16 protein-coding genes are annotated in these 14221 nt (G+C 28.7%); 3 read left to right on the top strand and 13 right to left on the bottom strand.

Annotation, left to right across the window (positions count from 1 at the left end; genetic code table 11):
* Positions 1-10 precede the first annotated feature (10 nt).
* The 3 genes from XJ44_RS07900 to XJ44_RS07890 are packed head-to-tail and all read left to right on the top strand — an operon-like array spanning position 11 to position 4910.
* Positions 11-1186 carry a metallophosphoesterase gene (locus tag XJ44_RS07900; RefSeq protein ID WP_084758786.1) on the top strand — a complete coding sequence of 392 codons (1176 nt, stop codon included), beginning with the start codon at positions 11-13 and terminating at the stop codon, positions 1184-1186.
* Positions 1183-3765 (top strand): CBS domain-containing protein, encoded by a 2583-nt coding sequence (locus XJ44_RS07895; protein WP_077198638.1) that lies wholly within the window; start codon positions 1183-1185, stop codon positions 3763-3765. The genes XJ44_RS07900 and XJ44_RS07895 overlap by 4 nt, the downstream gene beginning before the upstream one ends.
* Positions 3762-4910: a TolB-like translocation protein gene (locus XJ44_RS07890; protein ID WP_077198637.1), complete on the top strand. Its 1149-nt coding sequence runs from the start codon at positions 3762-3764 to the stop codon at positions 4908-4910. The genes XJ44_RS07895 and XJ44_RS07890 overlap by 4 nt, the downstream gene beginning before the upstream one ends.
* On the opposite strand, the gene XJ44_RS07885 is transcribed toward XJ44_RS07890, so the two are convergent.
* Genes XJ44_RS07885 through flhA form a run of 13 tightly spaced genes read right to left on the bottom strand, consistent with a single transcriptional unit; the run spans position 4899 to position 14196 of the window.
* Positions 4899-5642, bottom strand: a complete 744-nt coding sequence (locus tag XJ44_RS07885) for a hypothetical protein (RefSeq protein ID WP_233119542.1) — start codon at positions 5640-5642, stop codon at positions 4899-4901. The two genes, XJ44_RS07890 and XJ44_RS07885, sit on opposite strands and share 12 nt — an antisense overlap.
* Before the next feature lie 17 nt (positions 5643-5659).
* Positions 5660-5815, bottom strand: coding sequence for a hypothetical protein (locus XJ44_RS09385; RefSeq protein ID WP_232218181.1), 156 nt, complete (start codon positions 5813-5815; stop codon positions 5660-5662).
* Positions 5812-6489, bottom strand: coding sequence for a hypothetical protein (locus XJ44_RS07880; protein WP_077198636.1), 678 nt, complete (start codon positions 6487-6489; stop codon positions 5812-5814). The genes XJ44_RS09385 and XJ44_RS07880 overlap by 4 nt, the downstream gene beginning before the upstream one ends.
* Entirely contained in the window at positions 6477-6914 is a 438-nt protein-coding gene (locus XJ44_RS07875) for a hypothetical protein (protein WP_075666428.1), read from the bottom strand. The genes XJ44_RS07880 and XJ44_RS07875 overlap by 13 nt, the downstream gene beginning before the upstream one ends.
* The gene (locus XJ44_RS07870) at positions 6911-7213 is read right to left on the bottom strand and encodes a hypothetical protein (protein WP_075666427.1); all 303 of its coding nucleotides are present in this window, start codon (positions 7211-7213) and stop codon (positions 6911-6913) included. Before XJ44_RS07870 ends, XJ44_RS07875 begins: the two co-directional genes overlap by 4 nt.
* Positions 7214-7216: 3 nt before the next feature.
* On the bottom strand, positions 7217-7894 hold the full coding sequence (locus XJ44_RS07865) for a sigma-70 family RNA polymerase sigma factor (protein WP_077198635.1): 678 nt from the start codon (positions 7892-7894) through the stop codon (positions 7217-7219).
* Positions 7891-8373 (bottom strand): chemoreceptor glutamine deamidase/glutamate methylesterase CheD, encoded by a 483-nt coding sequence (gene cheD, locus XJ44_RS07860; RefSeq protein WP_075666425.1) that lies wholly within the window; start codon positions 8371-8373, stop codon positions 7891-7893. Before cheD ends, XJ44_RS07865 begins: the two co-directional genes overlap by 4 nt.
* On the bottom strand, positions 8373-8990 hold the full coding sequence (gene cheC / locus XJ44_RS07855; RefSeq protein ID WP_075666424.1) for a CheY-P phosphatase CheC: 618 nt from the start codon (positions 8988-8990) through the stop codon (positions 8373-8375). The genes cheD and cheC overlap by 1 nt, the downstream gene beginning before the upstream one ends.
* Before the next feature lie 12 nt (positions 8991-9002).
* A complete protein-coding gene (locus XJ44_RS07850) occupies positions 9003-9665 on the bottom strand; it encodes a flagellar brake protein (RefSeq protein WP_077198634.1) in 663 nt (220 codons plus the stop codon).
* A 2-nt stretch (positions 9666-9667) separates the two neighbouring features.
* The gene (locus XJ44_RS07845; RefSeq protein WP_075666422.1) at positions 9668-10213 is read right to left on the bottom strand and encodes a PilZ domain-containing protein; all 546 of its coding nucleotides are present in this window, start codon (positions 10211-10213) and stop codon (positions 9668-9670) included.
* Complete coding sequence (locus XJ44_RS07840; protein WP_077198633.1) at positions 10210-11046, bottom strand: P-loop NTPase; 837 nt, start codon at positions 11044-11046, stop codon at positions 10210-10212. Before XJ44_RS07840 ends, XJ44_RS07845 begins: the two co-directional genes overlap by 4 nt.
* The gene (gene flhF / locus XJ44_RS07835; protein WP_077198632.1) at positions 11030-12151 is read right to left on the bottom strand and encodes a flagellar biosynthesis protein FlhF; all 1122 of its coding nucleotides are present in this window, start codon (positions 12149-12151) and stop codon (positions 11030-11032) included. The genes XJ44_RS07840 and flhF overlap by 17 nt, the downstream gene beginning before the upstream one ends.
* Positions 12148-14196, bottom strand: a complete 2049-nt coding sequence (gene flhA, locus XJ44_RS07830) for a flagellar biosynthesis protein FlhA (RefSeq protein WP_077198631.1) — start codon at positions 14194-14196, stop codon at positions 12148-12150. Before flhA ends, flhF begins: the two co-directional genes overlap by 4 nt.
* Positions 14197-14221 lie beyond the last annotated feature (25 nt).

Below are 14221 nucleotides of genomic sequence, written 5' to 3'. Positions count from 1 at the left end.
AGGTGTATATATGGAAAAATATTTGTTTTTAAGTGATTTGCACGTTGGTGATGGTAAAGAAAAAGACGATTTTGAGCAAGATTATTATTTTGAAAAACTGTTAAAAGATTTTTCAGATAATTCTAACATTTCCCTTTTTATTGTAGGAGATGTTTTTGAATTTGTTGAAAGTAAATTAACTTTAGAAATAGATTTATCTAATTACGAAAAAGCTATAAAATCAATTCCAGAAAATATAATCGATGAATATGAAAAAAATCATCCTTTTGTTTTTTCTGCATTAAGAAAGATAGGAAAAAATGGAAAGATATATTATATTGTTGGTAATCATGATTACTATTTATTGAAAAACAAAAAATTATCCGAAAGATTATTGGAAAAAATTCCCAATTTATACATTAAACCTTATTATTACGATGAAAGGTTGAAACTACTTGTTATTCATGGCAATCAATTTGATCCAGTAAATAGATTTTCAGTAAATTCTAATACTGGGGAGTTGGTTCCACCGCTTGGTGAATATATTGTAAAGTACATGATGAAAAATTTTGATTCAAAAATTGATCTTCCAAAACAAATAGTAAAAGATTATGACAACGTAAGACCAACGCTTGATTTATTTGATTGGTTTAACGTTATCTCCAAAAAATACGATTTGGGAATAGATTTACTAAAATTTTGGATCGATGAATTTTTGAATATGATGAAAACATCAGAGGCAAAAAAATGGATGAAAGTAAACTATCCATTTTGGAGTAAATTTTCAAAGGTGTTTTTAAATGATTTTGGAGGAATAAAATTTGGAGAGTTTATTATCCGTATGGTGATGCATTTTAGAACTTTAAAAAAGACAGATTATTTATCTAAAAAAGCAAAAAAAATTCTAAGTGAAAAATTGGATTTAGGTAAATATATGGTGGGATATGACTTTCAAAATGATATTGGAAAGGTTGATGGAATAGTAATGGGACACATTCACAAACATAATTTCAAGGTTTTTACTGCGTCAAATTCTCCTAAATTTTACATTAATTGCGGTTCTTGGAAACCTGTTGTGGAAAAAATAAAAGGTAGAGTATTTCATAAAAAAAATGAACTATTTTACGCTGTTTTGAATGTGGGAAAAGATATTGAGATAATTACTTCCACTGTAAATATGCTAAAGAGTCGGGAAGTGATATTTTGAAAGTTGTTACACCACACAAATCACCGGATTTTGATGGATTTGCCGCAGCATATGCATTTAAAAAATTAAATCCAGATTTTAAGTTAGTTGTTAGTGGAAGATTCCAACAAAATTTGGAAGAATTTTTACGCTTATTTGACTTTGAGTATATTAATGAAAAATCAATTGACGAAGATATTGAAAAATTAGTAGTGGTAGATACAGGGACTTTAGATAGAGTTGGGAATAAAATTAAAGAAAAACTTAAATTATCCTCAAAAATAAAAGTTTATGATCACCACCCTGCAATTAAAATTCATGAGAAAAAATTGGATATTGATGTTTTCGAGATAGGTTCTATAACTACTTATTTTGTACTGCAAATTAAGGAAAAAAACATAGAAATAAATGAAAATGAAGCAACATTATTTGCCATTGCAATATATGAAGATACGGGAAATTTCTTGTACGATACCACTAAACCAGAAGACTTAGAAGCTGCAAAATTTTTACTAGAAAAAGGCGCAATGTTGGAATATATACAAGAATTTACCAATTTGGAGATTAATACAGAACAAAAAAATTTAATGCACATGTTAGGTGAAAATATTGAAATAGTTAAATTAGATAATAATGAAATAGCAATAGCCAGTGCTGAGATAGAAAAGTTCATTGGCGGTTTAAATATAATAACTACGAAACTTTGGGAATTTGAAAATTATGATACCTTAATATCCGTTGTCAGAATGGGGAAAAAAATATTCATTGTTGGTAGAACTAAAAGTGAAGAAGTAAATATAAAGAAATTAATGGAAGCCTTTGGTGGTGGAGGACATTTTAAAGCTGGTTCTGCAACTTTACAAAATGTTTCTATTGATGAAGTTATTTATAAATTAAAACATGTGCTTTCTCAAGCAATTGAAAGTTCCAGAAAAGCAAAAGACATAATGACTTCACTAGTGAGAACTGTACTTAGCCATGAAACTATTGGCAAGGTTAACGAATTAATGAATTTAACAGGACATGGTGGATTTCCAATAATTGAAGGAAATAAATTAGTTGGAATAGTAACTAGGAAGGCAGTTGATAAAGCAATAAGACATGGGCTTTCAAATAGACCAGTAAAATCAATAATGAACACAAAATTGATTACTGTGTATGAAGATGAGTCCATATTAAAGGTAAAAAAGATAATGTTAGAAAATGATATTGGAAGAATTCCAGTTTTAAATAAAAATAATATTTTAGTAGGAATAATTACTAGAACAGATTTATTGAATGCAGATATAGAAAAAGCAAAAAATAAAAAAGTAAATATAGACTTTTTTGAAGATGCTAAATCCATTATGATCAAAAATATTCCAAATAAAGTTTTAAATCTCTTGAGACTTCTAGGAACATATGGAGATGATAATAAAACACCCGTGTATGTTGTTGGCGGTTTTGTAAGGGATCTATTCCTAGGAATAAAAAATTTTGATATAGATTTAGTGGTTGAAGGAAATGGTATAGAATTTGCACGTTATGCTAGTAAACAACTAGGTGTAAAGATGGTAGAACATGAAAAATTTTTGACTGCTTCGTTATTTTTTAAAGATGGGTTTAGAATAGATATTGCAACTGCACGAACAGAATATTATGATAAACCTGCAGAATTACCAAAAGTAGATGTAAGTACTATAAAGAAAGATTTATACAGAAGAGATTTCACGATAAATGCCATGGCAATAAAATTAAATTCCGGCGAGTTTGGCACATTATATGATTTTTTTGGTTCTAGAAAAGATTTAGAAAATAAAATTATCAGAGTTTTACACAAATTGAGTTTTATTGAAGATCCAACTAGGATAATAAGAGCAGTAAGATTTGAACAAAGATTTGATTTTAAAATTGAAGATGAAACATTGGAAATTTTGAAAGAGACGTTAGAAGGAAACTACTTAGAAAAAGTAACAGGCCAACGCATAAGGCAAGAACTGGAAAAAATCATTAAAGAAAAAGATCCAGTAAAAGGTATAAAAAGGCTAGCTGAATTAAAAATTTTAATGCATATTTTTCCAAAAACATATTTTACAACAACTATGGAAAAAAAATTGAAAAACATGCTTGTATCTTTTGATTTATTAAAAAATATTTACACCAAAAGAAATATTTTTTACGCATTTTTAAGAATACTACTTGAGTTTTACGATATGGAATCTTTAAAAAATGTTGAGGAAAGATATGGAATTCCAAAAAAATTCGTTGACGAGCTAAAAAAAACTGAAAGAAGGTTAATACCTGTTATTGAAATGATAAAAACAAGGATTAAATTTTCTGATATCTATAAAGTTATTGGAAAGCCAATTTTTGAAACAGCAACACATATTATGGCTTATTTGGATGATAATAATTCAAGGGAATATTTTAAAAAATATCTTGAAAGGGTTTTTAGTACTAAACTCAACATCAAAGGAAACATTTTAAAAGACAAATTTAATATTAAATCTAGTCCAGAAATTGGTAAAATTATGAACAGTATTTTTTGTTATAAATTAGATAATCCAAATATTAATGAAATGGAGAAATTAAAGGAACTACTGGGAGGGACAATTGAATGAAAAAATTATTGTTATTAATTTTGATAATAACTACAAATCTTTTTTCCTATACAGTTGGAGTAATCACCCATTATAGCACAGAAACTTATCAAATTTTATTGGACGCAAGTAATCTTTTAAATAATTATAAAGATTACAAAGTACTTTTTTTGGATAATTATGCTTCTGCAGATTATTTTGTAAATTTATATTTAACATATGATGCAACAAATGATATTTATATAGCTACTTACAAAGACGGAAATTATAAAATAAGTAGTCGCTTCTCATTCAAAGGTTATAAAAGTTATAATACATTTTTAAAGGAAATTATCTATTATCCTTTAGAAAAAATTTCTTTTCACAAACTAAGAACAAGGGAATTTAATAATTATCTTCATTTAACATTTCATCCAGGAGTAGATGAGTATGGAGATTTTAAAGATGGAAAGTTTTTATTTATAACTGATAGGCTAGGAGGAAATAGAAATATTGCGTATATTGACATTTTAAATGAACAGATGAATATACTCCCCATTTGGGGAAGTAGCGAATACTATCCTAAGTTTTCAAATGATTTAAAACAAATAATTTTTCAAGGTTCGTTACATGGAAACTGGAATATATATATAATGCCGTTTTCTTCTAATTATTCAAAAAAAATCAAGAAAATCTCATCTGGCAAGTTGTCTTCTTATACACCTGTATGGTACGGTAATGATAAAATTATATATATTCAGGACTTAGAAAAGGGAAATTTAATGATGATATATGATTTAAAAAAAGCAAAATACAAAGAGCTAAAAACATATGGAGATATGGTTTTTACACCATTTGCAAGTGGAACAGAAATTTATTATACTTCTCTTAATGGAGCTAATTTTGGAATATATAAATATGTAAATGGAAAAAATGAAAAAGTAGAGGATACATTTTACAACGAACATGATCCAGTTATTTATAAAGAAAAGTTAATTTTTACCTCCAATCGTGATGGAACTTACAGAATTTGGATGAAAGACTTAAAAACATCTAGTATTACGTGTTTAACTAAAGATATAAATTACGACGTTTTCTATCCGACAGTCGCAGATGGATTATTGTTTTTCTCTGTATATAAAGATAATGAAGAACCCGATATATTTGTAAAAAAATTAGATTTTTAAAATATGTTTTTTTATATTCTTATCCCAATCTCTAAATTTGTCTTTTGAAATAATCTTGGCTTTTAATTTTTTTGCAAGCGTCAGAATCATTTCATCCGCTGGAGAATAAAAATACACATTTTGAAATTTTAAAATTTCATTATTTTTAAACATATATTTGGCATTTCTATCGAAGACTATGTAAAACGGAAAATAAAATTTTTTGGTTGTTGAAAGCTTATCAAAAACATCAATAATGTTATTTATATTTGCCGGAAAAGTCCAATGTGCAATGTTATTCCCGTCTAGTATTACAGGACACTCTGGTTTAACAAAAATAGCCCTTAGTAAATAAGGATGTATTTTTGAAAGTTCTTTAATTTTTTCTTTGGATATTGGATCAAGTTCACGTACTAAATCTTTTACCCAATTAACTTTTTTTAAATCAAAAAACGTTATTTCATTTATTTCAAATACTATATCTTTTAAAAAGGTTTGTTCTTTAACTGTTTCATGTGCATATAATTCTAAAAAATCTTTAAGTTTTAACTTAGATAATATTTTCCCCCTTTTTTCGATAAAATCTTTTGTGTATTCCTCATTTAACATTGGAAATGGGAACTTATAAGGATTTGCCCAAAACAGAATTTCTGCAATTTCATTACTTTTAATTCCTAATTCTTCAAAAAGTTTAATTCTCTTGAAAAGACTTCCTTTTCCATGGATAAGTTGATATGTATATTGTGAAAACAAATCAAGATCTGTATTTTTTAATTTTTTTTTAAACCTTCATTTTCAAGATTTCTAATTAGTATTTTATATTTACTTTCATTAATTTTTTCAATAGATTTTAAAATTCCAAATATTACTTTTCTCTTTCCTTTAAGTTCGATTAGTCTTGTATATATTTCTGGATCGTATATCATTTGATTACCTCCATTTTATACATATCATTTATTTTAAAAATTACAATATCTGCAAAAAAATCTTTTCTTTTACTGTTTATAAGCACACTAATTTTTTCATCTGAAATAAAAATTTTTTCTGCTTTCCCCAAAGGAACATTTTTAAAAAAGCCTATAAACCTTATTTCACTTGTTTTATAAGTTTGAATATATTTTTTTAGTATATTTAAGATCTTATCTTTTTCCACAACTTTTGATGGATAAATTGCCAATCTTAATAAGGAAGGTAAAATTTTTGAGTGTACCTTCGGAACTATTCTTTCTACTTTTTTTACTCTTATTATGATTTTAAGTCTTTGGTCCTTAACCTTTTTGTCACCTAAATTTAAAAAAACTGGATTTTCTTTAATTTCAATTGCTTTTGGAAATAAGCTTTTAATGTTTACCTCACTAGCTTCAATAAGAATGTTTTTTACCATTGTAATCTCATTTAAATCAAAAAATGATACAACATTTGGTGTTATATTAAATTCCTTGTTATTTATTTTTATTTTCAATGTTTCATCAAAAGTATTTGTTTGTAAACTAGATTTCTCCGATTTTACCAGCACTTTAATATTATTCTCTACTTTATAAATTTTAATAAATCCCAATTCTTGTTTTAAGGTTTCTACTATATTTTTTATGATTCGCATATGTAATTCAGCGCCTTTTCAAGTCTTGAAAAAGGTTCGGTAATATCTATTTTTTCAGAAATTTGCAATAATTTATCCTTAATTGTTTCATTAAAAGGTGTAACTTTGAAATATCTATTATTCAACTCTACATTAAAGGATGATTTTGTTTCAAGAAGCAGCACAATATTTTCCTTAAATGTAAGAGAAGGATCATTAACAAGAATAAGCTCTGGTTTGTTTTCAAGCTTCTCTACAAGATTTTTTCCAATAATTTCCACACTCAGATATTCTTCTAAGGAAGAACCATAAATAATTTTTTGTAAAGGTGTGGGGGTTATAGGCTCGGTATATTTAAATTCAACTGGTATACCTCTTTCATCAACTACAAGAATTCCCCCTAAATATTTTTCGTTAATTTTTTTTACAGAAAAATATCCTATCAAATTCTCACATCCAATATATGCGAACTATTTTCCACAACGATTTGATTTTTCTTTTTATTTCCTTTTTTATTATAAAAGTTTCTTTTATTGTCACTTTTACTTTCCATTGAATCTTTAATTTGTTTTCCGGATGATTTTTCTATACTTTTTGGGGATGAACGTTCTCTCTTTATCCTCTCATTTAGTTGTTGAGCAGATATTTCAGAAGCTAAGTTAGAATAGTTTTGTAGATGACTAAATTGATTTGACTTTTCTAAGCTACTTCTTAAATAAATTGGATGAAGCTCAATAGGTTCCATTATTTATCCCCCCAACATCTTCTTTAGCTTCAAAATCGTTGAACTGAGTATCTGAGAAACTCTTGATTCAGTCAAATCAAGGACTTTCCCTATTTCTTTGAGTGAAAGTTCTTGTTCATACCTTAAGCTTAATACCAATTGTTCTTTTTCGCTCAATTTACTTATCGCCTTTATTAATTCCTCCTTTATAATCTCTTTTAATGCATTTTCTTCAGGATTGTCATCAGAAGAAATAGTTTCTTTTATTTCAATATCTTCAATCAAATAATCATCAAGCATTAAAAATTGCTTTCTTACCATTTCGTTATATGCTCTTCTCACATTTTCCAATGGGAGATTAGTAAGTTTTGAAAGTTCTTCAAAATCAATTTTATTTCCAGAATTCTCAGTTTTTGAAATTGCATTTTCGACAATTTTAACTTCATGTCTCAAATTTTTGGGCATCCAGTCAATTTTTCTAAGATAGTCGTACATAGCACCTTTTACCCTTGTTAATAAATATGATCTTAATTTTGACCCTTTTTTTGGATCAAACCTTTCCACTGCTTGAAGCAAGCCTATAAGACCTTCTTGTATTAAATCATCTACTTCAACGTTATGGGGTAAATTTTTTTTTAAATCGTAAGCTATTCTCCTTACATATGGCAGGTATTCTAAAACTATTTTATCTTTATCTATCAAATTTCTATTACCTCCACACTTTCTCCTGTTTTTACCTTTCTAATCATTAGTTTTCCAGATTCAACATCGTATTCTATACTTCTTGCCCTATTTCCACCGGTATCTTCGGAAACAATTTTAATTCCCAATTTTCTTAACATACTTTTTACCGCTTCAACATTTCTTTGACCAACATTCATTGCTGAATTGTTAAACATTGCAGCTCCACCTGCAATTTTAGCTTCAAAATTTCTTCCACCAATTTTTTTAAGTTCTTCAACTACAATCTTTATACCTGTGTCAGCATATTTTCCGGGTTTTGCAACTTCTTTTCCTCCACTATCAGGTAACATTACATGCACCATACCACCTACTAGTTTTGACTTGTCTCTTATACAAACTCCAACACATGAACCTAAACCCAGAGTAACAAGTATTGTATTTTTATCTCCTACTGCATATTCACCAATACCAATTATTTTTTTGGACTTTTGTGACATTAATTCCACATCCCCAATTTTTCAAGTATCTTTTTTAACGATTCTTCATTAGGTAATAATAATAAATAACCTGTTAGTTTTTTATCTATCCCTTCTATTTCAATAGTAGTTTCTATCAATAGTATATAATCTTCTGTTTGTGTAACAGAAATGGATACTTCTGATAGTATAGCACTAATCATATCCACCGCTATTTCAGGTGGTTCAGGATTGATGAAAAAATTAGTAAAACCAGACAATGCGGTTACATAGGAACCGCACATTATATTTCCTATTTCTTTTAACATGGATATTGAAAATTCATTTAATGTTGTAATGTCCTCTATTTCCATGCCTGTTAAAAGTCTTGCGATTTCTTTTACAGTTGTAGAATTAAGAATTAATAAAATCTCACCTTCAACATCTTCTTTCATTCTCATTTTCACAGCACAAACAATTTCCTCAGGCTTTTCAAAAATAAATGGAATATTGGAAATAGGTAATACTCTTGTAGCAGGTACAGAAATTTCAACCTTTCTTCCAACCATCATAGAAAGTGCAGTAGCTGCATTACCTGTGCCAATATTACCTATTTCGTTTAAAAGATCCAATTGTTTTTCACTTAATTTTTCAAGCATTTTTCTTCCCTCCTATTTCTTCGTTTTTAATTCTCTTTGAAAAACAAACCTTACAAGTTTGTTTTCAAGGTTAACAGGCACATCTATAAATTCTGCACCATACTGAAATCCATCTTCTGTTTTTTTATCTATTCTCACTACTTTAGATTTTTGGTTTTCAAGTTTAAGATTTTCATCTAATTTTAAGTTTATATATATTATATCACTTAATTTTAAAATTACATTTGTTATTAATTTTACTCCTCCGGCGCTAAAGTCTTTTGTCATAAATTGAATAGATTCTGTATCTTGCTCAGGCGACATTTTAAATGTTCCATACAAAAATAACGGAATTCTCTTGAATCTTCTTCTTTCAGTTTTGTTTACATATTCTGGAATTGGTGCAGGAATAAAATACAAATTATCTTTTTTCAGAACACCTAATGATACAGTAGAAAAAGAATACATAGAACTTCTATCAAATACTTTTACATTCATTCTTGTTCCTTTAGGAACCGGTATAAAACGTCCCTTGTAAGTAGGAATAGAAAAAAAAATTAAATTTTTACTAAAATCAATATCAGAAATTGAAGTTTTATATGTTCCTTCCAATTCTTTAACCATTGTAATTTCTATTATGCCAGGTAGCCCTATTCTTAAAGCCTTAATAGAAGGAGTCTTTGTTACGTATGACATATCTACACCCTTTCATTATTTTTGATTATTGTTTGCCAGTTATTAATAGATTCTTTTGAGACCTTCCCTCCTATTCTGTATATTTCTTCTTCGAAAATTTTCCATATGGGAGTAATTTTAATTTTATATTCATCAATTAGTATTTCAACTTCTTTCTCCAATTCCAAATCATTTTCTGAAAAAAATTGAAGTCCAGATTTTGAGACATCTACAATCACAAGTTTTTCATTATTACACTTCCCACGTTTGAAAAAGGGAAATCTTTTTTCTTTTCTTCTTTGAATCACACCTATTTTTTCATCTGTTTTTAAAAAATATCTTTTTTCTTCATTATCTATTATTTCACCTACTAGTGCTAATAGTGCTTCCTTAACTGGAATATTTAACAACAATCTCTTACCTATAGTAAACAATTCAATACTTTCTATTTCTATTATTCCATTCTTTTTGATAGCTATCAATCTTACTTGATATTCTCGTTTTTCACTATCTTTAACAATTAAATATATACCACTTAAATTTTTATTTATATATTCTATTATTGTCAACTTTGTTTCACTCCCTTAAAGAATGCTAATAATTTTTCTAATATTGTTTCTTTTTGAGGGATTTCTTTTTTTGTCAATATCGAAGCAATTCTGTATAAAGCAAAGGTGGGTTGTATTTTGGGACTATCTATTACAAATGGTTTTCTATCGTATACACTTTTTTCCACAGTTGGATGTTTCTTTATTAGTGTTAATGAACCTATTTTTTCTCCTGTAAACTTCTCAAGTACTGCAGAAAATCTATTCAGATTTTGAAGTGAATCTCTGTATTGTTCAATAAGATTTCCCACAAGATGTATGTTGTTTGATGGAACACCTTTGTGAATTAATATTTTTACAAACGTATACGAATTAACCAATGATGTTGGTTGAGTTGTTGTAATAACTAACGTACTATTTGCACAATTAAAAAATGGAGCAAAATTGTCGTTATAACCTGGTGGTAGATCAATTAAAATAAAATCATAATTCTGCGCAATTTGAGCAAAATTTATATAAAATTCTTTTACATTATTTTCGTTAAATAAGAAGATAGTTTCAAGGTCATTTCCAACATTTACAAGATCAACACCATACTCTGTTGGATAAATTACATCTTTTTTTTCGCATTTTTTCATTATAAGGTCACTTAATGAAAATTTTGGATGAACATTTAGTAAAACATCTGAATTTGTAAATCCTACATCTAAGTCAAAAATTAATACTTTAAATCCCAAAGTTTTAAGTATAATAGACAAATTAACAGTTATTAGTGTTTTACCTACTCCGCCCTTTCCACTACCAACAAGGATAACATTTCCAAGATTTAACAGATTTCTAGCTTGATTTAACATATTTTAGCACCTCTCTAGACAATAAAATGGAGAGTTCTTTGTTACTTGCTTCGATTATGTCATCTGGTACACGTTGTCCATTTGTAATATAAATTATAGGTTTGTTTATAAAATGACTTGTGTTTAGAAAATGTCCTAAAGAAGACGTCTCATCCATCTTTGTTAATATTATATGAGTTGGTGAAATTTCGGAAAATTTTTTAGCTATAAGTTCAAGATCACTACTTCTATATTGCATCCCCACAACTAAAAATTTATAATCTGGTGATATGATCTCAGACATAGCTTTTATTTCATTCATTTGCAATTCGTTTTTTTGACTTCGCCCTGCAGTATCTATAAAGACAACATCAAAATCGGACATTGCTTCAAGTTCTATTCTTGCCTCTTTAGGTGTGTATGCAACTCTCATAGGTATGTCCATTAAAGTAGCATAAGTTTTAAGCTGTTCTGTGGCGGCAATTCTATAAGTATCTAACGTGAGAATTCCTACCTTTTTGTTTTCATTTATAGACATTTTTGCCGCAAGTTTTGCAAGTGTTGTTGTTTTCCCAACACCAGTTGGTCCTACAAACATAACTTTGCCAAGTATATCTGGAGTTTCCGTCTTTATAAAAGGAAGAAATATTTCCGATAATACAAATCTTGTATTTTCATCATTGAAATCTATATTTCCATATTTTATCCTAATATATTCTATTACCTTTTCAATGATTTCCTGGTTAACATCATGAAAATTCAACGCTTTTCTCAAGTTTATAATCCATTCAGGTTCATTATCGGATCTTTGCCTTGAGACCATAGATTTTAATTCATACATCATTTTCTTTATTTCATCTAAATCATCGGAATCTTTTTTTTGGGAATTTTTAGAGAGGATTTCTTGAAGTTGATAAATTTGTTGGTTTTTACTTTCTTGATTTTGCTTCAGTTCATTTTCTTCAACGGCAGCTGTAACTTCAAGATAAGTTTTTGCTCCAATACCCAAAAATCCCCCTTTTTTTATTTTCCTTGTTCCAAGGATTACAGCATCTTTTCCCAATTCTATTTTGATTTTTTCTAAAGCTTCTTTGATATCTTTAACTAAATATTTTTTTACAATCATAGTTTTATCACTCCTTCAATTTGCATAGTTACATTTTCTGGTATTTCTTCATACGAGATCACAAATATCCCTGGAATGAACTTAATAATTAAATCAGCAATTAAAGGTCTTAACGATGAAGATGTTATGAGAATAGGGTTATAACCTTTTTTCATAAGAGTTTCTAGATTTCTCGAAATGCTTTCAATTAGTTCTCTCATAATTTCTGGATTTAGATCAAGATATCTTTCACCGTCTATTTCTTTTACCAAGTTTATTAGATTCTTCTCCAAGTTATTATCAAGTGCAACAGCATGTAATATGTTATCTTGTGCAATTAAAGGTGTAATTATCTGTCTTCTTAACGATTTCCGTACTTTTTCCGTTAGATATACTATATCTTTGGTGTATTCTCCATACTCAAGTAATGTCTCGAAAATTAACGGCAAATTCCTTATTGATATTCCTTCTTTTAATAATCTCTGCAATATTTTCTTTATCTCAGCAGGTTTTAGCAAATTGAACAGATCATCAACTAATTTGTCAAACTTGTTTCTCAAACCTTCAATTAATAAATCAAACTCTTTGCTTCCCAACAGTTCATGAGCATGCCGCTTTAAAACTTCTGTTAAATGAGTTGCAAAAACCGTCGGTGGATCAACAACGGTATATCCCAATCTACTTGCTTCTTCTTTTTTACTCTCATCAATCCAAAATGCTTGTAATCCAAAAGCAGGTTCTTTGGTTTCAATTCCAGGTATTTTTTCTATCACAGTACCCGGATTAATTGCAAGTAATCTATTGGGTAATAGCTCATACTTTGCCACTTCCGCTCCTCTAATAAATATGGCGTATTCATTTGAATTTAATAAAACACTATCACGTACCCGTATTGGCGAAACAACAAGCCCTAATTCATATGCCAGCTGTTTTCTTACCATCGTAACCCTTTCAAGTAAATCTCCACCTTGAGAAGTATCTGCAAGTGGAATTAACCCATATCCTATTTCTATTTCTACTGTATCAGTTTGAAGTATTTCCGAAACTTCTTGCGGAGTAGAAAGTACAGGCCCTAAACTTTTTTCCGTGTACATTTCACCACTATACTCTGTAGTTTGAAGTTCTGGTTCTTGATTACCTTTAATTAATATTCCAGTAATTAAAAATAGTAAACCAATAAGCACAGCAGTAAGTGGTATAGGAGTAAATATTCCCAAAAACATTAATATTGTTCCTGTTAAAATTATTACTTTCTTTTCACTTCCAAGTTCCTTAATAAGTTCATTTCCTAAGTTATCTTCAGAAGCAGCCCGAGAAACTAAAATACCAGTTGCAGTTGAAACCATTAATGCTGGGATTTGTGTTACAAGTCCATCACCAACTGTAAAAAGTGTAAATGTTTGTGCAGCTTCATTAATTGTCATTTTATGAGTAAGAATACCTATAATTAATCCACCAATTATGTTTACAAGAACAATAATAATACTTGCAATTGCATCCCCTCTAACAAATTTAGAGGCTCCATCCATAGCACCATAAAAATCTGCTTCTCTCCTTATCTCTTCTCTCCTCTTTCTTGCTTCTTCTTCTGTTATCAATCCTGCGTTTAAGTCAGCATCAACACTCATTTGTTTACCAGGCATTGCATCTAAAGTAAACCTTGCTGCTACTTCTGCAATTCTTTCCGAACCTCTTGTAATGACAATAAATTGGATGATAACTAAAATTAGAAATACTACAAGTCCTACAACGTAATTTCCACCTACAACAAAATCTCCAAATGCCCGAATAACTTTACCTGAAAATTTTGGACCTTGCAGTAGTATAAGCCTTGTTGACGCAACATTGAGTCCGAGCCTAAATAATGTGACAACCAAAAGAATTGTAGGAAAAGATGAAAGTTCTAGAGCTTTTCTTATATACATTGTAGAAAATAAAATAACTAATGAAAGGGAAATATTCAAAAGTTGGAAAAAATCCAGTAAAAAACCAGGTATCGGTAAAACCATCAATAAAACAATAGCCGCAACCATTATTGCAACAATTACATCAGCACCTTTATTCATTAAATCACCTCTAAAAAGCTTTCTT

Origin of the sequence: Thermosipho affectus (genome assembly GCF_001990485.1) — a bacterium.
Classification (GTDB): Bacteria; Thermotogota; Thermotogae; order Thermotogales; family Fervidobacteriaceae; genus Thermosipho; species Thermosipho affectus.
The sequence above is the reverse complement of the archived record's forward strand: the minus strand, read 5'-3'. Positions and strand labels throughout refer to the sequence as shown.

What these genes read in the sequence shown, in the direction of transcription:
- XJ44_RS07900 (WP_084758786.1), top strand. Translation starts at nt 11, where the DNA reads ATGGAAAAATATTTGTTTTTAAGTGATTTGCACGTTGGTGATGGTAAA.
- XJ44_RS07880 (WP_077198636.1), bottom strand. Translation starts at nt 6,489, where the DNA reads ATGCGAATCATAAAAAATATAGTAGAAACCTTAAAACAAGAATTGGGA.
- flhF (WP_077198632.1), bottom strand. Translation starts at nt 12,151, where the DNA reads ATGATTGTAAAAAAATATTTAGTTAAAGATATCAAAGAAGCTTTAGAA.
- flhA (WP_077198631.1), bottom strand. Translation starts at nt 14,196, where the DNA reads ATGAATAAAGGTGCTGATGTAATTGTTGCAATAATGGTTGCGGCTATT.
- cheC (WP_075666424.1), bottom strand. Translation starts at nt 8,990, where the DNA reads ATGCTTGAAAAATTAAGTGAAAAACAATTGGATCTTTTAAACGAAATA.
- XJ44_RS09385 (WP_232218181.1), bottom strand. Translation starts at nt 5,815, where the DNA reads ATGATATACGATCCAGAAATATATACAAGACTAATCGAACTTAAAGGA.
- XJ44_RS07890 (WP_077198637.1), top strand. Translation starts at nt 3,762, where the DNA reads ATGAAAAAATTATTGTTATTAATTTTGATAATAACTACAAATCTTTTT.
- XJ44_RS07840 (WP_077198633.1), bottom strand. Translation starts at nt 11,046, where the DNA reads ATGTTAAATCAAGCTAGAAATCTGTTAAATCTTGGAAATGTTATCCTT.
- cheD (WP_075666425.1), bottom strand. Translation starts at nt 8,373, where the DNA reads ATGTCACAAAAGTCCAAAAAAATAATTGGTATTGGTGAATATGCAGTA.
- XJ44_RS07870 (WP_075666427.1), bottom strand. Translation starts at nt 7,213, where the DNA reads ATGGAACCTATTGAGCTTCATCCAATTTATTTAAGAAGTAGCTTAGAA.
- XJ44_RS07850 (WP_077198634.1), bottom strand. Translation starts at nt 9,665, where the DNA reads ATGTCATACGTAACAAAGACTCCTTCTATTAAGGCTTTAAGAATAGGG.